We start from the raw sequence: 22,962 nt of genomic DNA, 5'->3' as shown, positions 1-22,962 counted from the left end.
GCGGACGGCGGTAGCAAACCGTGAAAGGTTCGCGTCATCGCGGGGTCGGAGGCAAACGGTTTTACGGTCGGACGGATGCGACCATGGCGGGGTGGCGAGCGATGGACGACGTGCGGTGGCCTGCGGGATCCTCCTGGCGGCCCTGGCCGCCTGCGCGAGCCCCCGCACCGAACCGGCGAAACCGGCGGCGAGGCCGACGACCGCCGCCCCCGCCGCCGCCCCCACCGGCGTCCCGGACATCGGCGACCGCTTCCGACGCCGCGTCCCCGACGACTCCCGCCAGGTCGTCGCGGTCTACGGCGACGGGAGGAACTCGCCCGATTCCACGGTCGTTCTCTACACGAAGCACGGCTCCGCCTGGGAGCGCGCCCGCAGTTGGCCCGCGCACAACGGCAAGAAGGGCTGGACCACCGACCATCGCGAGGGCGACAAGCGCAGCCCTGTCGGCGTGTTCACCCTCACCGACGCGGGCGGCGTCCTGAAGAACCCCGGCTCGAAACTCCCCTACACCCGCTCCGCCGCGTTCGCGGCGCCGCGCTGGTGGGCCGAGTCCCACTGGCACGACTTCGACTATGTCATCGCCATCGACTACAACCGGGTCAGAGGCACCCCGCCGAACGACCCCACCCGGCCCGGCGGCGACGCCAAGGGCGGCGGTATCTGGCTGCACATGGACCACGGCAGCGGTACGTCCGCCTGCGTCAGCCTGTCCAGATCGGCGATGCGGTACCTGCTGCGCACGCTCGACCCGGACCGGCATCCTGTGGTGGTGATGGGGGACAGGGACGGCCTGGCGAGCTAGCACTCGCGGGGGAGGCCTCATTGCGGAGGGCGCCCGACTGGCCGTAGAACACCGGCCATGAAGAGACGGATCATCATGTCCATGCTCGCCGGAGCGACCCTCCTGGCGAGCACCCTCCTCGGGGCGACCCCCGCCCAGTCGACCGACGCGTTCGTCCGGTCGAGCGGCACGCCCGCCCGATCCGCCGACGTCCCGGCCGAGTTCGGCTCCGACTGGCACGATCCCCTCACCGCCGCCCCGCCCGTCACCAGACCTTCCGGCAGGCCCTGCGAAGTCACGCTCGCCGAGGCGCAGTTCCGTGACTTCACGCCGTACAAGGGCACTTACACCCCGCCCGAGGGCTGCGGCGACCGCTGGAGCAAGGTCGTGCTGCGGATGGACGGCAAGGTGAAGGGGCGTCAGTACGACCGGCTCGGTTATCTGCACGTCGGCGGGATCGAGATCTTCCGTACGTCGACCCCGCAGCCGTCGCCCGACGGGATCGAGTGGGCGGTCGAGAAGGACGTCACGCGCTACAGCGACACCCTCCGCGCCGGCCACGACGTCGAGATGCTCATCGGGAACGTCGTCGACGACACGTACACCGGCATCATCGACGTCAAGGTCACCCTGACGTTCTACGCCGGCCGCCCCGCCGCGACCCCCGACCGGGTCCTCACCCCGACCGACGGCACCGTCACCACCCCGCGCAACAGCGAACGCATCGTCGCCGAGGTGTACGCCACCGGATCCGGCGGCGGCTGCGAGGAGTACTGGTATCTGACGGTGCCCGACGAGGCGCCGTACTCCTGCAAGGCGACGGGCGGCCCCTACCGCGAGGTGCAGATCAAGGTCGACGGCCGACTCGCCGGGATCGCCGCGCCGTTCCCGCACGTGTGGACCGGCGGCTGGTCCAACCCCTTCCTCTGGTACGTCGTTCCGGGACCGCGCGCCTTCGACGTCAAGCCGATCGAATACGACCTGACGCCGTTCGCCGGGATGCTCAACGACGGCCGCCCCCACCGCGTAGAGGTCGACGTCGTCGGTGTCCCCGAGGGACAGACCGGCTGGAGCGCCCCCGTGAACGTGCTCGTCTGGCAGGACGCGAAGAGCACGCGGGTCACCGGCAAGCTCACCACGCACACCGTCGGCGACCTCGCCGACTCCTCGACGTACACCCCCGGTTCGGAGCACCGCCTGGACACCGAGGGCGCGCACCGGATCACCGTCGCCGGATACGTCGACACCTCGCACGGCCGGGTGACCACCACCGTCCGGCGCGCGCTCACCAACACCTCCACCCACCGCTGGACCGACGGCGAGAACGTCGACGCGCTCCAGGCCACCTGGGCGGACGACGAGTCGGTCACCGTCGACGGACGGGGCCCCGCCCGCACCACGCGTACGCATCGGACGTACACCATGGACGGCACCACCACGCTCGGCGCGGACGACCGGCTGCGGACCGTGCTGACGCTCGGCGACCGGGCCGCGGTCACCGTCACGCGCGATGACCGCCGAACAGCGTGGTCGCGGCTCGACGACACCTACACCGGCGACGCCACCTGGACCGTCAACGTCCCGCGCGACCAGCGGCACGCGGTCGGCACGACGAGCGAGCGCTACCGGCTGTACGGATCGGACGGCTGCCACGACCGCTCCCTGACCAGTGTTCAGGGGGTGCTCACCGAGGATCGCCGAGGCTGCTGAGGCCAGTTGTGTGCGATGCGTCACTCAGGGACGTGATTTACGCGGCGGAAACACGGCGGTTTCGCGGGAGATCAACGGCGCCTTCAAAGTGATCGCCACGGAAGCCGCTTTCCGTATCGCAGAAGTCTCCGACGTCCCCTCGGGGCCTCTGCGCACCGACGTCCCCCACAAGGAGTGCCCGTGCCGCCGTCCGTCCCGTCCCTGCCGCGACGCGTCGCACGCATACTGCGTACCTCACTCTTCGCCCAGGTCGCCGTCGCGCTGGTCCTCGGCATCGTTGTCGGAAAGCTCTGGCCCGACTTCGCCTCCGACCTCCAGCCGCTCGGCGACGGCTTCACTCGGCTCATCAAGACGATCATCTCGCCGCTCGTGTTCTGCGTGGTCGTCGTCGGTATCGCCAAGGCCGGTGACCTCAAGGCCTTCGGCCGGATCGGGCTCAAGGCCCTGATCTGGTTCGAGGTCGCGAGCACGCTGGCCCTGATCATCGGTCTCCTCGCGGCCAACCTCGTCCAGCCCGGCTCGGGGATGAACGTCGACCCGTCCACGCTGAACAGCGCGGCGGTCGACGCGAAGACCGGCGGCGGCTCGCTGCCCACGACGACCGAGTTCATCGTCAACGCGATCCCCACCAGTTTCATCGGCGCCTTCGCCGAGAACCAGCTCCTCCAGGTGCTGATCCTGGCCTGTCTGGTGGGTGCCGCGCTGCTCCACCTCGGCCACACCAAGGTGCCGAAGGTGCTGCCCGCCATCGAGCAGGCCCAGGAGATCATCTTCGCGGTCGTCGGCTTCATCATGCGCCTCGCCCCGATCGCGGTGTTCGGTGCGATGGCCGTCCTGATCGGCCAGTACGGCCTCGGGGTCATCGAGACCTACGCCAAGCTGATCATCCTGTGCTACGCGGCCGCCGCGCTCTTCATCGCGCTGCTCGCCGTCGCCCTCAAGATGGTCACCGGGCTCAGCCTCTGGAAGTTCCTGCGCTACATCCGCGAGGAGATGCTCCTGGCCCTCGGCACGGCGTCCACCGAGTCCGTCATGCCGCGCGTGATGCAGAAGCTGCGCAAGGCCGGCGCCCGCGACGACGCCGTCGGTCTGGTGCTGCCGACCGGCTACTCCTTCAACCTCGACGGCGCCTCGCTCTACCTGTCCATCGGCACGCTGTTCATCGCCCAGGCCGTCGGTGTCGACCTCAGCCTCGGTCAGCAGATCACCGTGGTCCTGGTGCTGATGCTGACCAGCAAGGGCATGGCGGGCATCCCCGGCTCGGCCTTCCTCGCCCTGTCCGCGACCGCCTCCTCGCTGGGCGCGATCCCGGCCGGTGCCGTCGCCCTGCTGCTCGGCGTGGACCGCATCATGGACTCGATGCGCGTCGTGACCAACCTCCTCGGCAACTGTGTCGCCGTCTTCGCGGTGTCCCGCTGGGAGGGTGCGCTGGACCTGGAGAAGGCGAAGAGGCTGCTGGACGCAGGGAAGGTCGACCCCGACCCCGAGCCCGACTCCGGCTCCGAGCCCGGCCCCGAGCCGGAAGAGGCCGAGAAGGCGATCGCCGCGGTACCCACCCAGAAGGCCAAGGAGACCGCCTCCGACGCCAGTTGACAGCAGCTGCACGAAAAAGGAGGGCCGCGGCGACCAGCCGCGGCCCTCCTTCATGCCCTCAACAGCGTTTGCCCAGCTCGGGCACGGCCCCGTCCACCAACGTGTCCAGCAACCCGCCCAGCACCTCGCGCTGCTCCTTTGTCAGCGGCGCCAGGATCTCGGCCGCCGCCGACCTCCGAGCCCCCCGCAGCTCGCGCAGCGCCTTGTGCCCGTCGTCCGTGAGCTCGATCCGGATGACCCGCCGGTTCGTCGGATCCGGCACCCGTCGCACCTTGCCGCTCGCCTCGAGACCATCGACCAGCGACGTCACCGCGCGCGGCACGACCTCCAGATGCTCCGCCAGATCGGCCATGCGCGGCGGCGAGCCGTAGTGCGCGAGGGTGCGCAGCAACCGCGACTGGGCAGGAGTGACACCCAGGCCGCTCTGCTCGATGTGCCGCTTCTGGATGCGGTGCACGCGCCGCGTGAACCGCAGCAGCTGCTCGGCGAGCGGGCCGTCGGAATCGGGGGTGGTCATACGGGAACAATAACAGGACCATGTTCATTGTGAGTATAGGTAACAATGAGCTAAGGTCCGTGAGTCCCTCACGACGAGTCTCCCGAAGGAGCCCATGCACCCCGACAACGAACTCGCCAGGCCGTCGCCCGGCGACTCCGAGGAACAGCCCCGGCAGGTGCGCCGCATCCTGAGGCTGTTCCGCCCCTACCGCAGCCGACTGGCCGTGGTCGGCCTCCTGGTCGGCGCCGCGTCGCTGGTCTCGGTCGCCACTCCCTTCATGCTGAAGGAAACGCTGGACGTCGCGATCCCGGAGGGCCGCACCGGCCTGCTCAGCCTGCTCGCGCTCGGCATGATCCTCAGCGCCGTGCTGACCAGCGTCTTCGGCGTCCTGCAGACCCTGATCTCCACGACGGTCGGCCAGCGCGTCATGCACGACCTGCGCACCGCCGTCTACGACCGCCTCCAGCGCATGTCGCTCGCGTTCTTCACGCGCACCCGCACCGGCGAGGTCCAGTCCCGCATCGCCAACGACATCGGCGGCATGCAGGCGACCGTCACCTCCACCGCCACCTCGCTGGTCTCCAACGCCACGAGCGTGGTCGCCACGATCGTCGCGATGATCGCCCTCGACTGGCGCCTGACCGTGGTCTCCCTGCTTCTGCTGCCGGTCTTCGTGTGGATCAGCCGCCGCGTCGGCAACGAACGCAAGAAGATCACCACCCAGCGCCAGAAACAGATGGCCGCGATGGCCGCCACGGTCACCGAGTCCCTCTCGGTCAGCGGCATCCTCCTGGGCCGCACCATGGGCCGCTCCGATTCGCTCACCCAGTCCTTCTCGGACGAGTCCGAGCGCCTGGTCGACCTCGAAGTCCGCGCGAGCATGGCCGGCCGCTGGCGCATGGCCGTCATCACGATCGTCATGGCCGCGATGCCCGCCGTCATCTACTGGACCGCGGGCCTCGCGCTCCAGATGGGCGGCCCGGACGTCTCGATCGGCACGATCGTCGCCTTCGTCTCGCTCCAGCAGGGCCTGTTCCGCCCAGCGGTCAGCCTGCTCGGCACCGGCGTCCAGATCCAGGCCTCGCTCGCGCTCTTCCAGCGCATCTTCGAGTACCTCGACCTGCCGATGGACATCACCGAGCGGGAGCGTCCGGTCCACCTCGACACCATCAAGGGCGAGGTCCGCTTCGAGGACGTCGAGTTCGGATACGACGGCAAGGGCGCCCCCATCCTCGACGGCATCGACATCACCGTCCCCGCGGGTGGCAGCCTCGCGGTCGTCGGCCCGACCGGCGCCGGAAAGTCGACGCTCGGCCACCTGGTCCCGCGGCTGTACGACGTCACGGGCGGCCGCGTCACCCTCGACGGGATCGACGTGCGCGACCTCGACTTCGACACGCTCGCCCGCGCGGTCGGCGTCGTCTCCCAGGAGACGTACCTCTTCCACGCCACCGTCGCCGACAACCTGCGCTTCGCCAAGCCCGACGCCACCGACGAGGAACTGCACGCGGCGGCGAAGGCGGCCCAGATCCACGAGCACATCGCCGGTCTGCCCGACGGCTACGACACGGTCGTCGGCGAGCGCGGCCATCGCTTCTCCGGTGGCGAGAAACAGCGCCTGGCCATCGCCCGTACGATCCTGCGCGACCCGCCGGTCCTGATCCTGGACGAGGCGACCAGCGCCCTGGACACCCGTACCGAAGCGGCCGTGCAGGACGCCATCGACGCCCTGTCCGCCAACCGCACCACGCTCACCATCGCGCACCGGCTGTCCACCGTCCGGGGCGCCGACCAGATCGTGGTCCTGGACTCCGGGAGCGTGGCCGAGCGCGGCACGCACGAGGAACTGCTGGAGAAGGACGGACGGTACGCCGCCCTCGTACGCCGGGATGCTCAACTGGAACCGACAAGCTGAAGATATGCCGGGTTAGTAACGATATGGGGGTTACCGTGCCCGCATGTACCAGAACACTCCGTCACGGAGCTCGATTCGACTGACCCGCCGGGGCCGCCTCGTCCTCATCGCGACCGGGGCCGTCGTGGCCGGCACCGCCGTGGCGGTGCCGCTGCTGGGCCTGGACAGCGACAAGGACGCCAAGCCCACTTCGCTGGTGATCCCGGAGGGCTGGCGCGCGAGCCAGATCTACGACGCCGTCGACAAGGTCCTCGCCCGCCCGGCCGGCACCACCAAGAAGGCCCTCGCCAAGGCGAACCTGAAGCTGCCGACCGACGCCGAGGGCAATCCGGAGGGCTACCTCTTCCCGGCGACGTATCCGCTGAACGACAAGACCACGCCCGAGGCGCTGCTGACGTTCATGGCCGACACGGCCCACCAGAAGTTCAACGGCGCCCCGATCGCCGCCGGCGCCCAGCGCAACGCCATGAACGTCTACCAGGCCGTCACCATCGCGAGCATCGTCCAGGCCGAGGCCGCCACCAAGGCCGACATGGGCAAGGTGGCCCGGGTCATCTTCAACCGCCTCGAGCGCGGGATGCCCCTCCAGATGGACTCCACCATCAACTACGCGCTGGGCCGCTCCACGCTCCGGACGAGCGAGGCGGACACGCGGATCGACAGTCCTTACAACTCGTACCAGCGCATGGGCCTGCCCCCGACCCCGATCGACAACCCGGGCGAGGAGGCCGTACGCGCGGCGATCACCCCGACGCCCGGTGACTGGCTGTACTTCGTCACGGTCAAGCCGGGCGACACCCGCTTCACGGCCGACTACCAGGAGCACCTGCGCAACGTGGCCGAGTTCAACGCCCAGCACAAGAGCGGCGGTTCGTCCGCTTCGCAGCAGCCGCCGAAGTGACCGTGCGGGGCCTCAGGCGGCGACCGTTTCCCCTTCCAGCAGCCGCCTGATGTCTCGTACGGCCGCGCGGCCCGCCCTGTTGGCGCCGATGGTGCTGGCCGACGGGCCGTAACCGACGAGGTGGATACGGGGGTCGGCGACCGCGCGCGTCCCCTCGACGCGGATCCCACCACCCGGCTCGCGCAGTTTCAGCGGACTCAGATGATCGACGGCGGCCCGGAAACCGGTCGCCCACAGGATGACGTCGACGTCCGCACGCCGCCCGTCGTTCCACTCCACACCGTCCGGAGTGATCCGGTCGAACATGGGCTGACGGTCCAGGACTCCGTCCTCGATGCCCTGCCGGATCGCGTCGTTGAGCGGCAGCCCGGTCACCGAGACCACACTCCTCGGCGGCAGCCCCTGCCGCACCCGTTCCTCGACGAGCGCGACGGCCTCCCGGCCGATCTCCTCGGTGAACGGGCCCTCGCGGAAGACCGGCGGACGCCGCGTGACCCACGTCGTGGAGGCCGCGTACGGGGCGATCTCCAGCAGGTGCTGGGTGCCCGACGCGCCCCCGCCCACCACGAGGACCCGCTGACCCGCGAACTCCTCGGGCCCCGGGTACTGCGCGGTGTGCAACTGCCGCCCCCGGAACGTCTCCTGGCCGGGATAGCGCGGCCAGAAGGGCCGGTCCCAGGTGCCGGTCGCGTTGATCAGCGCCCGAGTCGCCCACGTCCCGGCCGAGGTCTCCACCAGGAGGCGCCGGTCCGTGCCCTCCCGCACCGCGTGCACATCGACGGGCCGTCGCACCCGCAGGTCGAAGGTGCGCTCGTAGCTGTCGAAGTACTCGGCGATCACCTCGGAGGACGCGCGCGAGGGATCGGCGTCGGTGAGCTCCATGCCCGGCAGAGCGTGCATCCCGTGCACCTTGCCGTACGTCAGCGAGGGCCACCGGAACTGCCAGGCGCCGCCCGGGCCGGGGGAGTGGTCCAGGACGACGAAGTCCCGCTCCGGCTCGAAACCGGTCCGGCGCAGGTGATAGGCGCTGGACAGACCGGCCTGACCAGCGCCTATGACGACGACCTCGATGTTGTTCACGCTTCTACCAACTGCGCCGAGGTCGCAGATCTTCCCCGTCGTCGGCCTACGACTTCTCGCCGCGCGCGGGGGTCGTGGACGGCGGCAGATCCGCGTTGAAACGCGTGTCCACGTAGTCCGCGAAGTCGACCTTGTTCGGGATCAGCTTCAGCTCGGTGAAGGCGTCCGCGATCTCCTGCTCGGAGGCGATGAGCGGCTTGTCGACCGCGACCGAGATCCGGCTGGCATTGGTGCGCCTCACCGACGCCAGCGCCACCTCGTACGGCAGGCCGGTGTCCTTCGCCCACACCTCGGCCCACTCCTCCTGATGGTCGTGGACCCAGGCGGTCGCCCGGCGCAGCCGCTCCAGGTAGTCCCTGATCGCGGCGGCCTTCTTCTTGTCCTGCAACGCGCTCGGCGCCGCCACCTGGAAGGTGAGGCCGTTGGTGATGTCCTCGCCGGTGGTGAGGACGCGGCCCTGCTTGCCCTGGAGGATCTGGGAGGTGTACGGGTCCCAGACCGCCCACGCGTCGACCTTGCCGGAGGTGAACGCGGCCAGCGCGTCGGCCGGCTGGAGGTACTTGACCTTGACGTCGCTCAGACTCAGACCGGCCTCCTTGAGGGAGGCGACCAACTGGTAGTTGGCGGAGGAACCCTGAGCCACGGCGACCGACCTGCCCTTGAGCTGCTCGGCCTTCGTCAGCTTCGAGTCGTTCGGTACGAGGATGGCGTCACCCTTGGACGTGCCGTGGAAGGCGGCCACGACCTTGATCCTGGAGCCGGCTCCGGCGGCGAACACCGGCGGGGTGTTGCCGACGCCGCCGATGTCGACGGCCTTGGCGTTGACGGCCTCCAGCAGGGGAGGGCCGGAGGTGAACGTCGACCACTTGATCTTGTAGTCGAGGTTCTTGAGTTCGCCCGCGGCACGCAGGATCGCCTCCGAACCACCCTTCTGGTCACCGACGTCGAGCGTGAGGGAGCCCTGGCCGTCGGTGTCGGTCCCCGTACCGGCGGTCGCGTCGCCGCCGCAGGCGGTGAGCAGGAGGGCGAGGGGGAGGAGCAGTGCGGCGGGGGCGAGACGTCGTCGCATGGGGGTTCCGTTCTGTGGTGTCGCTGTGGTCGTGAGGGGTTTCAGGCGGCTTCGGCGGCGGTGTCGACGCCCAGGCGTTCCAGGAGGCCGGCGCGCAGTTCCGCGAAGCGGGGGTCGGTGATGTCGCGCGGGCGGTCGAGGTCGATCCGCTGCTCGTGGGCGATGACCCCGTCGTCCATCACCAGGACACGGTCGGCGAGCAGGACGGCCTCCTCGACGTCGTGCGTGACGAGCAGCACGGCGCAGCCGCGGCGCTGCCACAACTCGCCCACCAGACGCTGGGCCTTGATACGGGTGAGTGCGTCGAGCGCGCCGAACGGCTCGTCGAGCAGCAGGAGATCGGGCTCCCGCACCAACGCCCTGGCCAGCGAGGCGCGTTGGGCCTCGCCGCCGGAGAGGGTCTTGGGCCAGGCGTCCGAGCGGTGGCTCAGTCCGACCTCGTCCAGGGCCTTGTCGGCGACGGTGCGTGCGGGCTTGCCCGGCAGACCGAGCAGGACGTTGCGCCACACCTTCTTCCACGGCATCAGCCGGGGTGCCTGGAAGGCGACGGCCTTGCGGCGCGGCACCAGGACGGTGCCCTCGATGTCCCGGTCGAGACCGGCGAGGATGCGCAGCAGGGTGGACTTGCCGCAGCCGCTGCGGCCGAGGAGCGCCACGAACTCGCCCGGCCGGACGTCGAGTTCGAGGTCGTCGATGACGGCGCGGCCGTCGAAGGAGCGGGTCAGCCCCTCGACACGGACCGCGTGCGGGGTGCGGGGAGCCGGGGGCGTGTCCGGCCCCTTGGTGGTCACCGGCCGGTGAACGTCGGTCGCCATTGCAGCAGCAGCCTTTCGAGGGAGCGGACGATGAAGTCGGCGAGCAGGCCGAGGAAGGCGTAGACGATCAGGCAGACCACGATCACGTCGGTCCGCAGGAAGTCCCGTGCCTGGACCATGAGGAATCCGATCCCGGAGTCCGCGTTGACCTGCTCGGCGAAGACCAGCGCCAGCCAGGCGATGCCGAGGGAGTAGCGCAGACCGGTCAGGGCGCCGGGCAGCGCTCCCGGCAGGACGACGTGCCGCACCAGCCCCCATCGCGAGAGGCCGAGGGACTCGCCCGCCTCGATCAACTGGGCGTCGACACCGCGGATCCCGGCGTAGACATTGAGATAGAGCGGGAACGTCACGCCGAGCGTGATGATCGCGACCTTGGGCGCCTCGCCGATGCCGAACCAGATGATGAACAACGGGATGAGACCGACGAACGGCACGGTCCGCAGCATCTGGACAGGGGCGTCCACGAGGTCCTCGCCGATCCGGAACAGGCCCGAGACGAGGGCGAGTCCGGTGCCGACGAGGGTGCCGAGGAGCAGACCGGCGGCGACGCGCTGGAGCGAGGTGGTCATGGCGGAGGCCAGCGAGCCGTCGGAGATCAGATCGCTCCCGACCTGCGCGATCCGGCCCGGTGAGGCGAGTACGTCGGCGGCCAGCACACCTGTGGCGCTGAGGAGTTGCCAGAGCACCAGCAGGAGGACCGGGCCGGTGGTGCGGCGCAGCCAGCGGGGGACGCGGGTGCGCCGGGAGGAGATGGGGACGATGGGTTCGAGGTCGAGAGGGGCGCCCGACTCGGACTTGACCGAAATATCGGGTTCGTGGGGGTGTGGCGGGGCATGGCTGATGCTCATGAGTGCTCCACGGAGGGGAGAGCGGCCGATGAGGGGGCGTTGGGGGCCGCGACCGTGCGCCGTCGTCTCAGGCGTGCACCGAGGTGAGGGGGTGCGCGCGGATCAGACGTGCGGGCAGAGGGGAGCGCAGGCGCGAGGGGGTGTGAAGAAGGGCGTCAGCAGCCGCGGCGACACGCGGCGGAGGCCACCCGCAGCAGGTCGATGTGACCGCGCGTGGTGAGCAGAGCTGAACGCAACATGCCGCCGAAAGTAGCCAGATGGCGTGGCCATGGTCAATGGTGTCTCGCGGAGTGGACCGGCCGTATCAACCGTCGGGCGGCCGGTCGCTCGCGACACCGGGCGAATGGGCGAGGATGGGTGTATGTCAGATGCGTTCACCACCCGGGTTCTGAACATCACTTCCGGTTCGACGGAGCGGGTCGTCGACCTGACCGCCGACTGCGAGACGTTCCTGCGGGAGGCGGCCGACGGTCGCGACGGCCTCCTCAACATCTTCGTCCCGCATGCCACCGCGGGCATCGCGATCATCGAGACGGGCGCCGGCAGCGACAACGACCTCCTCGCCGCCCTGCACACCCTCCTCCCCTCCGACGACCGCTGGCAGCACCGCCACGGCAGCCCCGGCCACGGCCGCGACCATGTCCTCCCCGCGTTCGTGCCACCGCACGCGACACTGCCGGTGGTGGACGGGCGGCTGGAGCTGGGGACGTGGCAGTCGGTGTGCCTGGTGGATACGAACCGGGACAACCCGGACAGGAAGGTCCGTTTGTCCTTCCTTGGGTGAGGCCCTGATCGCGAGGTCGCCTGAGGCTGCCCTGTCCGTCAGTTGCCGTACGCCTGCTTCCAGCGCGCCCGGTGGCGGGAATCTCCCTGTCCACGGCCGCTCACGCCGCTCAACGACAAGAGGGAAGCACCGTTGTTCCACAATCCGAGGTGATCCCGGTGCACGGCGAGGATTCCGTGCTCCACCGCGAACCTCTCCGAGGGACGACTGAATCGCGTAGTCGTCACGAACACGGCCACATCCGCCCGGAAGTGCACCCTGGCTCCCAGCAGATCGCGCAACTCCCGACTCGCGATGGTGCTGCTCGGTGCGTACCGCTTGCACTGGACCACCATGGTCCGGCCGTCCGGGAGACGCCCCAGGACGTCAGCACCGTTGTCGTGCGAACCGCCCACCCGCCGGACCTCCGTGCACCCGTCGCGGCGGCACAAGCTCGCTACCAGCTCCTCGAACTCCGTGCCCGTCATGGCATCCACCTCGGCGAGGGTCCGGCGGCCGGCCCTCACCTCCTCGTCCTGTCGCCAACGATGGTCCCGTGCACGCACACTCCGGTCCGTGCGCCACAGCCACCAGCTGATCGTCCCGATGCCGCCGAGGAGCAGGGCCGCCGTGACATACGGCCACACGGCCGACCAGTACGCCACGAGGAAGGCAAGCAGCACACCGCCGCCGATCACGGCCGACTTCAGCCGAGCCTTCCGCCTCCTACGAGCAGTTGTGCCCCGTCCGCGCCGAGCAGCCATCCCAGCCTCCCCCTGCCATTCCTGATGGGCAGTCTGGGCAGTTCAGAGCCGTGCGAGAAGGGCGCGAGTCAGCCATGGCCCGATCGGCTCACGGCACGGGAAGCGCGCCGCGTGCACCACGCGACACTCCGGCGTCACCACCCGAGCCTTCGTCCAGCAGTTCTCGAACCAGTCAGGAAAACCGAGGCCACTGACTGTGAACCCCCTTGCACGCGAGCGGGAGCGCCCCAGTTCGGCGCCGACCGCGTCGCGGTCAGTAGACCGACAGTCCGTAGGCGCTCAGCGCTTCCTGGATGGGCTGGTAGAACGTGGTCCCTCCCGAGGTGCAGTTGCCGGAGCCGCCGGAGAGGATGCCGATGACCTTGTCGCCGGCGTAGAGCGGGCCGCCGCTGTCGCCGGGTTCGGCGCAGATGTTGGTCTGGATCAGGCCGTAGACGATGTATCCGCTCGCGTAGTTGACGGTCGCGTTGAGCGCGGTGACCCTGCCGCAGCGGACGCCGGTGGTCGCTCCCCGACGGCAGACGGCCTGGCCGACATAGGCGGTCGCGGTTCCGGTGATGTCCACGGATCCGATGGTGCCGGGGTGCGGTACGGCCGGGTTGGAGTACCGGACGACACCGAAGTCGTTGCCGGGGAAGCTGGTGGCGGTGGTGGAGCCGATCGTCGTGGTCTGGGCGGAGCTGGTGTACCAGGTGGTCGCGCCGTCGGTGCAGTGGCCCGCGGTGACGAAGTAGTAGGTGGATCCGCTCTGCACGTTGACCCCGGCCGAACAGCGCCAGGCGGACGTGTAGATGCCGTCGCCGCCCGAGAGGAGGGTGCGGAGCGGGCCGTCGAGCCGTTCGACGCTCACGGCTCCGGGGAAACGCCCGGTGGTGCGCCGCAGTTGTGCCAGGCCGGTCTCCGTGACCGTGGAGTCGGCGAGCACCCGCAACGTCCCGGTGCGCTCGTCGACGGCCCAGCTCGTCCCCGCGATGCCCAGGGAACCGACGGCCGAGGCTGCGTCGGACACCGAGGTGGCCGAGGGCGCGGCGCCGGTCGTGGGCTCTGTGGCCGCGCCGGCGTCGGACACCGCGAGCGCGGTCACGACGAGCAGGCTCAGCGCCGAGGCGATCAGCCGTGGACGTCCGGTGGTGGTACGGCGTGCTCTGATCACCGAAGTCTCCCCGAGGTCGGTAGGCCGGGTTCGCGGCAGGCCCGAACGGTCGTCGGGCGTGCCGTACTTCCGTGCGTGGTGCTCCGGCGCCGTGATGCGGTGGGCGAGTGCCCAGGGCGCTTTTGTGGCGGGACGCGGCCTCAGTGTGCCCGGCCGCGCCCGGCGGGGGTAGGCGGTCGTCGGCCGACCTGGAACCGGCGGGTCAGCCGTCGGCCCGGAGGTGTTCGAGCAGCAGACGGTTCAGCGACTCGGGTGCCTCCTCCGGGATCCAGTGGCTGACACCTCGCAGGGTCTCGAACCGGTACGGTCCCTTGACCCACTGCGCGGTCTCCCGCGCGGCCACCGGTCCGAACGCGAGGTCCGCCGTGCTCCAGACGTACAGCGTGGGTACGTCGACGACGCCGATGGCGCGTTCGGGGCGGCCGGCCCGGTACCAGTTCAGCGCCGCCGTGAGGGCGCCCGGTCGGGACAGATGCCGTACGTAGGCCTCGGCACTGGCCCGCGGGACCTTTCCGGCGTAGAAGGCGCGCAGCTTCTCGGCGTCGTGGGCCAGCATCTCGTTCTCGGTGGCGGGAGTCTCGCGCCAGTCGATCATGTAGCGCGACCGTGCACGCTGGTCGTCGTCGGTGCGCAGGGCGTGGGCGAGGGCGCCGGGATGCGGGGTCGAGACGACCGTCAGCGTGCGTACGCGGGCGGGATGGGTGTCGGCGGTCCACCAGGCCACCGCGCCTCCCCAGTCGTGGCCGACCAGGTCGAACGTCGTCCAGCCCAGTCGCTCCGTGATCGCGACGACGTCGTCGACCAGGATGTCGACGCGGTAGTCCTCGGGCCGCTCGGGGCGGACCCCGGGGGAGTATCCGCGCTGGTCGGGCGCGACCACGCGGTAGCCGTGCGCGGCCAGTGTCGCGATCTGGTGCCGCCACGCCGGCCTCGTCTGCGGGAATCCGTGCAGGAGCAGTACCGGACGGCCGTCCGGTGGGCCCGCCACGGTGGCGTCGAACGCGCCCGCGGGGGTGGGGATGCTCAGCTCGGCCACGGCCGACTCCTTCATACCGACTGGTCGGTCAGCCTTCTGGCGCAGGGCCGGGATGTCAAGGCGGAGGGGGCCGAGCGACGGCACGGACTCACGCCGAGGCCGGTCGGGCGGTCTCCGCTGCCGGAGAGGGGCCGCTGCGACCACCGGGGCGTCGCCGGACGGCGGGAAGGGGCTCGCCGAACGACAAGGGCAGAAAGCGCTCGGCCATGCGGGCATAGCCGGCCGCGTTCGGATGCAGGCCGTCCGGAAGGTCGGCGATGTCCTCGGGCCCGAACAATGCCGTTCCGTCGATGAGCCGGAGTCGGTCGTCGCCGTCCTTGCGGCGCTGTTCGACGTGCTGTGCGAGCAGCTCGCGGACGCGGGTGAGGGTGAGCGCCCCCAGGGAGAGTTCGACGGGGCGGTCCACGGTGCGCACGCGCAGGTCGGGGCCCACGAGGGTGGGGCCGGGCCGGTTTTCGGCGGCCGGGCAGACGATGGGGGTGATGATCAGGATCGGGGTGTCCGGGTGCCCGTCGCGGATGGTGTCGAGGAAGCCGTGGAAGGCCGGGACGAAGGCGCGCTCCCGCATGCTGTCGGCGTTCAGGACGTTGATGCCGAGTTCGAGACTGATCGTGTCCGCGGGCAGGTCCCGGATGGCGCGGGCCATGAAGGGGTCGAGATGGCACTGCCCGCCCAGGGCGAGGTTGAGCAGGGACAGACCCGCGGAGCGGGCGACGATCGCCGGCCAGGTGCCGGTCGGCCGGTCCGCCTCCGCGCACTGGCTGATCGAGCTGCCGTGATGCACCCACAGCGGACCGCTCGCGGGAGCCGCACGCACCGACGCCCCGTCCGGCACGCGTACGTCGAGCAGTTCGAGCGTCGAGGCGACAGGGAGCCAGATCTCGACATGGCGCTCACGGGAATCGGGGCCGACGGGGAAGCGGACGGTGGCGGGTTCGGCCGGCCGGGTCTCCTGGTCCCCGGAGACGGGGTCGAGGAAGACCAGGGACTGTCGCGTGGCCACGACCGGTTCGCGCAGTTCGCCGTCGACCACCAGGTCGAAGACAGTGCCGTCGGCCGGCATTCCCGGCGGCAGGACCACGGTCAGCCGGACATCGAGCTCGATGTCGGTGGCGTCGGTGAGCAGGTCGAACCGGACACCTGAAGGCACGGCACTGTTGAACTCGAACGCTTCGTCGGCCAGTTGGGCACGCCCCGCATCCGGTGACCGGTGCAGGGTCACTCCGGACGGGCCGGCGGTCTTCCCGAGGGCGCCGACGACACACTCGAGCGCGAGACCGAGGACGGATTGCACAGCTGGGCCTTTCGGTCGTGGTCCTCGATCCGCCGGGTCACCTCGGACGGAGCGTCCTCGCCGGGCGGCGCGGTGACCTCGGCGACCTCATCGGCCACCGTGTTCCCCGAGAAGCCGCGGACAATCGCGAATCCTCACCGACCGGTGACGGCCGGGCGCGGGGGAGCCGTCGAGGCGCGGACGACGAGGTCGACCGGCGGGGCGCTCGCCGGCAGGGGGCCGGCGTCCGGGTTCTCGATGGCGTGCACCAGACGCTTGAGCCCCTCCTGTGCCACGGCGTCGAACGGCTGCCGCACCGTGGTCAGGGGCGGAGTGACGTAGGCGGCGACCGGAATGTCGTCGAAGCCCACCACGCTGACGTCGCCGGGCACGTGCCGCCCGGCCTCCGTCAGTGCGCGGACCAGCCCGATCGCCATGTCGTCGTTGGCGGCGAACACAGCGGTGACCTCGGGGTCCTGAGCGAACGCGCGGCCCGCCGCATACCCGGACGCGGCCGACCAGTCGCCCTCGACGACGGAGGGCACGTCCCTCCCGTGCGAGGCCAGTGTGGTCCGCCACCCTTCCAGCCGGTCCCGGGCGGCGAACCACCGCTGCGGGCCCGCCAGATGATGGACCGTCACATGACCCAGCCCCAGCAGGTGTTCGGTGGCGGCCCGGGCCATCAGATCGGCACCCCCGCCCGCGGCCAGCACCGCCGGGGAGTCGAGAGGCGGCGGCGGAGCGCCGATCACCAGGACCGGGACGCCGACGCGGAGGGGTCCGGCTTCGCCGCCTGGCTCGTCGATCGGCTCGGAGACGACGATGCCGTCCACGCCCTGGTCGAGAAGCGAGTCCACGGCACCGGCGAGCCCGGCCGGGTCGCCCTCCATCGTGTTGACCACGCGCAGCGCGTACCCCGTGTCCCGGACGACCCGTTCGACGCCCATGAGGAGGGACGCGGGCCCGTACAGGGCGGTGCCCAGCGTGATCACACCGATCGAGCGCGTCCGTCCCGACGCCAGTGCCCGGGCGGCGTTGTTGCGCCGGTAACCGAGCTGTTCCGCGGCTTCGAGGACGCGTCTGCGTGCCTCGGCGGAGACGTAGGGCTCTTCGTTGAAGACTCTCGACACCGTCTTCTGGGAGACCCCGGCGAGACGCGCCACATCCACGCTGTTCGGCGCCGCGGAGCTGCTGCTCCGTCCTGTGCCTCGCTTCATGGTGTCTCCCGATGACCACACGATCGAGCCGCAATGATGCCAGACGCCACTGCCGGGCTACGGGGACGTCGTACCGGCGCAGGATCCCGCGGCCCGGACAGTACTGCGGTTTCAGTAGAAGGTCCTGCGGATGCGGTGGTCGGGAGTGCCAGTAGCCGCACGACGACGGGAGGGGGTCCGCCAGGACAGCCTGATCGGGTAAACGAGAGCAGATGCGGAGTTCCCTGACGTGGCTGATTTTCTGTATCGACTGGGCCGTCTGGCCTTCCGGCGGCGCGGTTACGTCGCCCTGATATGGCTGGCGGTGCTGACCGCCGTAGGACTGGGCGCCCTCCAGGCGCCGGGGGCCTCCGACGAGGAGTTCTCGATGCCGGGCATCGAGTCGCAGAAGGCGTACGACCTGATGCAGGAGCGCTTCCCCGGAGCCGCCGCCGACGGCGCCACCGCCCGGGTGGTGTTCGTCGCCCCCGACGGGCGGAAGGTCACCGCGACCGCCACCAGACAGGCGATCGAGGAGGCGGTGACCACCCTCGGTGACGGCTCGCAGGTGGCCGGCGTCGTCGATCCCTTCGAGGCGAAGGCGGTCAGCCAAGACGGTTCGACCGCGTACGCCACCGTCACCTACAAGGTGAAGTCGTCCGAGGTCACCGACGCCAGCCGGACGGCGGTGGAGAAGGCCGTCGACCAGGCCCGGGAGAGCGGTCTGACCGTGGAGACGGGCGGCAGCGCCATGGACAGCGGGGGTGGTCCCGGCGGGGTCGCCGAGATCATCGGCATCGCGGTGGCCGCCCTCGTCCTGCTGATCACCTTCGGCTCGTCGGCCGCCGCCGGACTGCCACTGCTGACGGCGATCCTCGGCGTCGGCGTCAGCATGTTCACCATCACCATGACGGCCGACGCGTTCGGGCTGTCCACGAGCACCGGCACCCTGGCGATGATGCTGGGCCTCGCGGTCGGCATCGACTACGCCCTGTTCGTCGTGTCCCGCTACCGCGAGGAACGCGGCGAGGGACACACACCCGAGGAAGCGGCCGGTCTCGCGGTCGGCACGGCCGGTTCGGCGGTCGTCTTCGCGGGCCTGACCGTCGTCATCGCCCTGGCCGGTCTGACGGTCGTCGGCATTCCGATGCTGACCAAGATGGGCCTGACCGCCGCCGGTGCCGTGATCGTCGCCGTGCTCATCGCCCTGACCGTCGTGCCCGCGCTCGTCGGCTTCTGGCCGAACGCCGTGCTGTCGGGCGCGGTGCGCGGGCAGGGACGGGACGGCCGCCCGTCCCTGCCCCGCCTACTCCGGTTCCGGATGCTCCGGTTCCGTCCGCTCCGCTCCAGGAAGCCGTCGGAGCGGCACGAGTCCGACAACCGCGGAACCCGCTGGGCCCGGTTCGTGCTGCGCCGCCCGATCCCCGTCCTGCTGCTGGGCGTCGTGGGCCTCGGTGCCCTCGCCATCCCGATGACCCAGTTGCAGCTCGGCATGCCCGGCGACGAGGCCAAGTCCACCTCCACCACCGAGCGTCGCGCCTACGACGCACTCGCGGAGGGCTTCGGCCCCGGCTTCAACGGGCCGCTCACCATCGTTGTCGACGCCGAGGGCACCGACGACGCCAAGGCGGCGGTGGACGCGGTCCACCAGGACATCAGCGACACGAAGGGTGTCGTCTCGGTCGCCACGCCCCGCTTCAACGAGGCCGGGGACACGGCCGTGTTCACCGCGACACCGGCCACCAGCCCGACCGACGAGAAGACCAAGACCCTCGTGAAGACCATTCGGGGCGAACGCCCGCGGATCGAGTCGGCGACCGGCGCGTCCTTCGAGGTCACCGGCACCACCGCGCTGAACATCGACATCGCGACGAAGGTACAGGCCGCGCTGGTGCCGTATCTGATCACCGTCGTCGGTCTGGCCGTCGTCCTCCTGCTGGCGGTCTTCCGGTCCCTGCTCGTCCCCCTCAAGGCGGCGCTCGGCTTCCTGCTCTCGGTCCTCGCGGCCCTGGGTGCGGTCGTCCTGGTCTTCCAACAGGGCCACGGGGCAGGTGTGTTCGGGGTGGAACAGACGGGTCCGATCATGAGCCTGATGCCGATCTTCCTGGTGGGCATCGTGTTCGGGCTGGCGATGGACTACGAGGTCTTCCTCGTCTCGCGGATGCGGGAGGCGTACGTCCATGGCGAACCGGCCGACCGGGCGATCGTCTCGGGGTTCCGGCACAGCGCCCGGGTCGTCGTGGCCGCCGCGCTCATCATGATCGCCGTCTTCGCGGGCTTCATCGGCGAGAGCGACTCCATGATCAAGATGATCGGTTTCGGCATGGCCACCGCCGTGCTTCTCGACGCCTTCGTCGTCCGCATGGCGATCGTGCCCGCCGTCCTCGCCCTGCTGGGCGACCGGGCCTGGTGGCTGCCGAAGTGGCTGGACCGGCGGCTGCCCCGGGTCGACGTGGAGGGCGAGGCCCTCACCCGGCGCCCGGCCGCCGACACGGCCGACCGGGACTCCGACCCCGATGCCGAGCCTGTCGAGGCGCGCGTCTGACCGGGGCCACCGTCCCTCCCGGGGCCGCCCGTGGCGAAGGCCGCGGGCGGCCCGCACGCCGTACGTCGTCCACCATGGGGCTCAGGCCCTTCACCCGGAGAGACAGATGACCACCAGCCCGGACCGCCGCACAGGGCGCCGATACACCGCCACGGACGTCATCCTGGTCCTGGGGCTGCTCGGCACCGTGACCCTCGGCGCGTCCATCGCCATCCCCGGCGTCAGCCAGCCGCGCGAGGACTGGCCCGCCGAAGCCCTCGCGGCCGTCTCCTGCCTCGCCCAGCTGAGGGCCCGCACCTACCCGCGCAGCGCACTCGTCGTCGCCACCGTCGCGACAGTGATCACCGTGGCGCTGGGCTACCTGGTGACACCCCTGATCCTCGCCCCCCTGATGATCGCCCTGTTCCGGCTGGCCGCCGGCACCGACACCAGGACCACGCGGGTGTGGGGGGCCCTGACCATTGCCGTGGTGGTCGCCACCGCCGTGTTCGACATGGACACTTATGAGACGGGGATGATCCTGCTGCGCACGCTCGGCCCCGTGCTGTGGCTGATGCTGCCCCTGGTCGGCGGCAGCCGGGACCGGCTGCGCCGTGCCCACACGGAGTCGGTGCAGGCACGTGCCGCGTACGCCGAGCGCACCCGTGAGGAGGAGGCCCGGCTGCGGGTCGCCGAGGAGCGGCTACGGATCGCCCGCGAACTCCACGACGTCGTCGCCCACCACATGGCCGTCGCCAACGCACAGGCCGGAACCGCCCGCCACCTCGCCCCCACCCACCCCGAACAGGCGATGAAACTGCTCGACGAGCTGACCGCCACCACCTCCTCCGCGCTCCTCGAACTCCGTGCCACGGTAGGGGTGTTGCGCCAGATCGGCGACGACCTCGGCGACGACTCCCTGGAGCCAGCCCCCGGCCTGGACCGCCTCCCCGAGCTGATCGCGACCTGCGAGAGCGCCGGCGTCGAGGTCACCGTCGTCACCGAGGGCGAGCCCCGGCCGCTGTCACCGGGTGTGGACCTGACGGCGTACCGGATCATCCAGGAGGCCCTCACCAACGTAACCAAGCACGGCGCGGGGACGGGGGCGAGCGTGCGGCTGACGTACTCGGACTCCCGTGTGCTGATCTCGGTCACCAACGACGCGGCCACCACGTCGTCGGTCCCGGGCGGAGGTTACGGTCTGATGGGCATGCGTGAACGCGCGCACTCCATCGGAGGCGATCTGCACGCCGGCCCTCGCCCCGGGGGCGGCTTCGAGGTCGCCACCGCGCTGCCGCTGCACCCCCTCGCCCCGGACGAGAACGAGGCAATCCTGTGACCATCCGTGTCCTGCTCGCCGACGACCAGGCCCTGCTGCGCGGCACGTTCCGGCTGCTGATCGACTCCTGCGAGGACATGGAGGTGGTCGGCGAGGCCGCCAACGGCCAGGAGGCGGTGGACCTCGCCCGCGCCCACCGCCCCGACATCGTCCTGATGGACATCCGCATGCCCGGCACGGACGGCCTCGCCGCCACCGCCACGATCTGCGAGGACCCCGAACTCGCCGGCACCCGGGTGCTGGTGCTGACGATGTTCGAGACCGACGAGTACGTCGCCAAGGCGCTGCGCGTCGGCGCCAGCGGTTTCCTCGGCAAGTACGTCACCACCGACGCCCTCCTGGCGGGCATCCGCACGGTGGCCGCGGGCGAAGCCCTCCTCTCGCCCGGCGCCACCCGCGCCCTCATCACCCGCTTCCTCACCGCCCCGGCCCCCGGCGCCCTCCTCGCACCCCCGGAGCGCCTCAACGACCTCACCCCCCGCGAACGCGAGGTCACCTGCCTCGCCGCCCGAGGCAGGTCCAACGACCAGATCGCCGAGGAACTCGTCCTCAGCGTCCTGACCGTCCGCAGCCACATCCAGCGCGCCCTGACGAAGCTGGGCGCCCGCGATCGTGCGCAACTCGTGGTGATCGCGTACCAGACCGGGCTCGTACGACCTGCCTCCCCCTCGGGGCCCGGCGGGCATGCTCGGGTCCCCACCCCCAAGGGAAGATGACGTCATGACCGACAAGCTCACCGTGAGCGTCCTCGGCACCGGAATCATGGGTGCCGCGATGGCCCGCAACCTCGCCCGCGCCGGACACACCGTCCGCGCCTGGAACCGAAGCCGCGCCAAGGCCGAACCGCTCGCCGCCGACGGCATCGCCGTCGCCGGCACCCCCGCCGAGGCCGTCGAGGGCGCGGACGTCGTCCTGACCATGCTCTACGACGGTTCCGCCGCCCTCGACGTCATGCGGCAGGCCGCCGCCGCGCTGCGCCCCGGCACCGCCTGGGTGCAGTCCACCACCGCCGGTATCGAGGGCGTCGCCGACCTGGCCGCCTTCGCCCGCGAGCAGGACCTCGTCTTCTACGACGCCCCCGTGCTCGGCACCCGCCAGCCCGCGGAGGCCGGACAGCTCCTCGTCCTCGCCGCGGGGCCGGTGGACGGACGGCACAAGGTGATGCCCGTCCTCGACGCCGTCGGCGCCCGCACGGTGTGGACCGGCGAGGACGGCGCCGAAGGCAGCGCCACCCGGCTGAAGCTGGTCGCCAACAGCTGGGTCATCGCGACCACCAACGCGATGGGCGAGGTCCTGGCCCTGTCGAAGGCGCTCGACGTCGACCCGCAGAACTTCTTCGACGCCATCGCCGGCGGCCCGCTGGACATGGGCTACCTGCGCGCCAAGTCCGCGCTGATCCTCGACGACAAGCTGTCCCCGCCCCAGTTCGCCGTGTCGACCGCCGCCAAGGACGCCCGGCTGATCGTCGAGGCCGGCGAACGAGGCGGCGTCCGGCTCGACGTGGCCGCCGCGAGCGCGGAGCGCCTGGAGCGGGCCGCCGCGCAGGGCCACGGGGACGAGGACATGGCCGCCGCGTACTTCGCCAGCTTCGACGAGAAGGCCTGATGCGGGGGGGTGCCCCTATGTCTTTGGTCAAGGTGGTCGGGTCGGTGTCTGGTGGGTCTGGCAGTGTGGCTGTCGTGAGTGATGACGTGTCTGTTCGG

21 protein-coding genes are annotated in these 22,962 nt (G+C 70.7%); 10 read left to right on the top strand and 11 right to left on the bottom strand.

Annotated elements, in window-relative coordinates:
* The first annotated feature begins 91 nt into the window (after nt 1-91).
* The 3 genes from ACIOHP_RS44395 to ACIOHP_RS44385 all read left to right on the top strand — a co-directional run bounded on the left by ACIOHP_RS44395 (nt 92) and on the right by ACIOHP_RS44385 (nt 4,084).
* A complete protein-coding gene (locus ACIOHP_RS44395) occupies nt 92-802 on the top strand; it encodes a L,D-transpeptidase family protein (RefSeq protein WP_401896664.1) in 711 nt (236 codons plus the stop codon).
* A 57-nt stretch (nt 803-859) separates the two neighbouring features.
* On the top strand, nt 860-2,491 hold the full coding sequence (locus tag ACIOHP_RS44390; RefSeq protein ID WP_401896663.1) for a peptide-N4-asparagine amidase: 1,632 nt from the start codon (nt 860-862) through the stop codon (nt 2,489-2,491).
* Between the two features lie 180 nt (nt 2,492-2,671).
* Entirely contained in the window at nt 2,672-4,084 is a 1,413-nt protein-coding gene (locus tag ACIOHP_RS44385) for a cation:dicarboxylate symporter family transporter (protein WP_401896662.1), read from the top strand.
* A 58-nt stretch (nt 4,085-4,142) separates the two neighbouring features.
* On the opposite strand, the gene ACIOHP_RS44380 is transcribed toward ACIOHP_RS44385, so the two are convergent.
* Nucleotides 4,143-4,601 (bottom strand): MarR family winged helix-turn-helix transcriptional regulator, encoded by a 459-nt coding sequence (locus ACIOHP_RS44380; protein WP_401896660.1) that lies wholly within the window; start codon nt 4,599-4,601, stop codon nt 4,143-4,145.
* Between the two features lie 94 nt (nt 4,602-4,695).
* Between ACIOHP_RS44380 and ACIOHP_RS44375 the strand changes: the two genes are divergently transcribed.
* Together ACIOHP_RS44375 and mltG are read left to right on the top strand one after the other, a co-directional pair.
* Complete coding sequence (locus ACIOHP_RS44375; RefSeq protein ID WP_401896659.1) at nt 4,696-6,498, top strand: ABC transporter ATP-binding protein; 1,803 nt, start codon at nt 4,696-4,698, stop codon at nt 6,496-6,498.
* Nucleotides 6,499-6,541: 43 nt separating this feature from the next.
* Entirely contained in the window at nt 6,542-7,399 is an 858-nt protein-coding gene (mltG, locus tag ACIOHP_RS44370; protein ID WP_361549575.1) for an endolytic transglycosylase MltG, read from the top strand.
* 12 nt (nt 7,400-7,411) lie between these two features.
* Here mltG and ACIOHP_RS44365 read toward each other — a convergent pair whose 3' ends face one another.
* The 5 genes from ACIOHP_RS44365 to ACIOHP_RS44345 form a co-directional block, all read right to left on the bottom strand.
* Nucleotides 7,412-8,479 carry an NAD(P)-binding domain-containing protein gene (locus tag ACIOHP_RS44365; RefSeq protein WP_401896657.1) on the bottom strand — a complete coding sequence of 356 codons (1,068 nt, stop codon included), beginning with the start codon at nt 8,477-8,479 and terminating at the stop codon, nt 7,412-7,414.
* Between the two features lie 46 nt (nt 8,480-8,525).
* Entirely contained in the window at nt 8,526-9,548 is a 1,023-nt protein-coding gene (locus tag ACIOHP_RS44360) for an ABC transporter substrate-binding protein (protein ID WP_401896654.1), read from the bottom strand.
* Between the two features lie 41 nt (nt 9,549-9,589).
* Complete coding sequence (locus ACIOHP_RS44355) at nt 9,590-10,363, bottom strand: ABC transporter ATP-binding protein (RefSeq protein ID WP_361549581.1); 774 nt, start codon at nt 10,361-10,363, stop codon at nt 9,590-9,592.
* Nucleotides 10,336-11,211: an ABC transporter permease gene (locus ACIOHP_RS44350; RefSeq protein ID WP_401896652.1), complete on the bottom strand. Its 876-nt coding sequence runs from the start codon at nt 11,209-11,211 to the stop codon at nt 10,336-10,338. Before ACIOHP_RS44350 ends, ACIOHP_RS44355 begins: the two co-directional genes overlap by 28 nt.
* A gap of 155 nt (nt 11,212-11,366) precedes the next feature.
* Nucleotides 11,367-11,450: a putative leader peptide gene (locus ACIOHP_RS44345; protein WP_349817350.1), complete on the bottom strand. Its 84-nt coding sequence runs from the start codon at nt 11,448-11,450 to the stop codon at nt 11,367-11,369.
* Nucleotides 11,451-11,572: 122 nt separating this feature from the next.
* Here ACIOHP_RS44345 and ACIOHP_RS44340 point away from each other — a divergent pair, with 122 nt between their 5' ends.
* Nucleotides 11,573-11,995 (top strand): secondary thiamine-phosphate synthase enzyme YjbQ, encoded by a 423-nt coding sequence (locus ACIOHP_RS44340; RefSeq protein ID WP_401896650.1) that lies wholly within the window; start codon nt 11,573-11,575, stop codon nt 11,993-11,995.
* A gap of 38 nt (nt 11,996-12,033) precedes the next feature.
* On the opposite strand, the gene ACIOHP_RS44335 is transcribed toward ACIOHP_RS44340, so the two are convergent.
* From ACIOHP_RS44335 to ACIOHP_RS44315, 5 genes are all read right to left on the bottom strand, one after another.
* A complete protein-coding gene (locus ACIOHP_RS44335) occupies nt 12,034-12,672 on the bottom strand; it encodes a restriction endonuclease (RefSeq protein ID WP_401896649.1) in 639 nt (212 codons plus the stop codon).
* A gap of 319 nt (nt 12,673-12,991) precedes the next feature.
* The gene (locus tag ACIOHP_RS44330; protein ID WP_401896794.1) at nt 12,992-13,888 is read right to left on the bottom strand and encodes a S1 family peptidase; all 897 of its coding nucleotides are present in this window, start codon (nt 13,886-13,888) and stop codon (nt 12,992-12,994) included.
* Nucleotides 13,889-14,093: 205 nt separating this feature from the next.
* Nucleotides 14,094-14,927 (bottom strand): alpha/beta fold hydrolase, encoded by an 834-nt coding sequence (locus ACIOHP_RS44325; RefSeq protein WP_401896647.1) that lies wholly within the window; start codon nt 14,925-14,927, stop codon nt 14,094-14,096.
* A gap of 88 nt (nt 14,928-15,015) precedes the next feature.
* Nucleotides 15,016-16,221, bottom strand: coding sequence for an SGNH/GDSL hydrolase family protein (locus tag ACIOHP_RS44320; RefSeq protein WP_401896645.1), 1,206 nt, complete (start codon nt 16,219-16,221; stop codon nt 15,016-15,018).
* A gap of 134 nt (nt 16,222-16,355) precedes the next feature.
* Nucleotides 16,356-17,417 carry a LacI family DNA-binding transcriptional regulator gene (locus ACIOHP_RS44315; RefSeq protein ID WP_401896642.1) on the bottom strand — a complete coding sequence of 354 codons (1,062 nt, stop codon included), beginning with the start codon at nt 17,415-17,417 and terminating at the stop codon, nt 16,356-16,358.
* A gap of 229 nt (nt 17,418-17,646) precedes the next feature.
* Between ACIOHP_RS44315 and ACIOHP_RS44310 the strand changes: the two genes are divergently transcribed.
* The 4 genes from ACIOHP_RS44310 to ACIOHP_RS44295 all read left to right on the top strand — a co-directional run bounded on the left by ACIOHP_RS44310 (nt 17,647) and on the right by ACIOHP_RS44295 (nt 22,864).
* The gene (locus tag ACIOHP_RS44310) at nt 17,647-19,941 is read left to right on the top strand and encodes an MMPL family transporter (RefSeq protein ID WP_401896640.1); all 2,295 of its coding nucleotides are present in this window, start codon (nt 17,647-17,649) and stop codon (nt 19,939-19,941) included.
* Between the two features lie 106 nt (nt 19,942-20,047).
* Nucleotides 20,048-21,259 carry a sensor histidine kinase gene (locus ACIOHP_RS44305; RefSeq protein ID WP_401896639.1) on the top strand — a complete coding sequence of 404 codons (1,212 nt, stop codon included), beginning with the start codon at nt 20,048-20,050 and terminating at the stop codon, nt 21,257-21,259.
* Entirely contained in the window at nt 21,256-21,975 is a 720-nt protein-coding gene (locus ACIOHP_RS44300) for a response regulator (protein ID WP_401896636.1), read from the top strand. Before ACIOHP_RS44305 ends, ACIOHP_RS44300 begins: the two co-directional genes overlap by 4 nt.
* Nucleotides 21,976-21,979: 4 nt before the next feature.
* Nucleotides 21,980-22,864, top strand: a complete 885-nt coding sequence (locus ACIOHP_RS44295) for an NAD(P)-dependent oxidoreductase (protein ID WP_401896634.1) — start codon at nt 21,980-21,982, stop codon at nt 22,862-22,864.
* Nucleotides 22,865-22,962 lie beyond the last annotated feature (98 nt).

Origin of the sequence: Streptomyces sp. NPDC087859 (assembly GCF_044742595.1) — a bacterium.
Taxonomy (GTDB): domain Bacteria; phylum Actinomycetota; class Actinomycetes; order Streptomycetales; family Streptomycetaceae; genus Streptomyces; species Streptomyces canus_F.
Note: the sequence above shows the minus strand (reverse complement) of the source record. Positions and strands in the feature narration are given on the sequence as shown.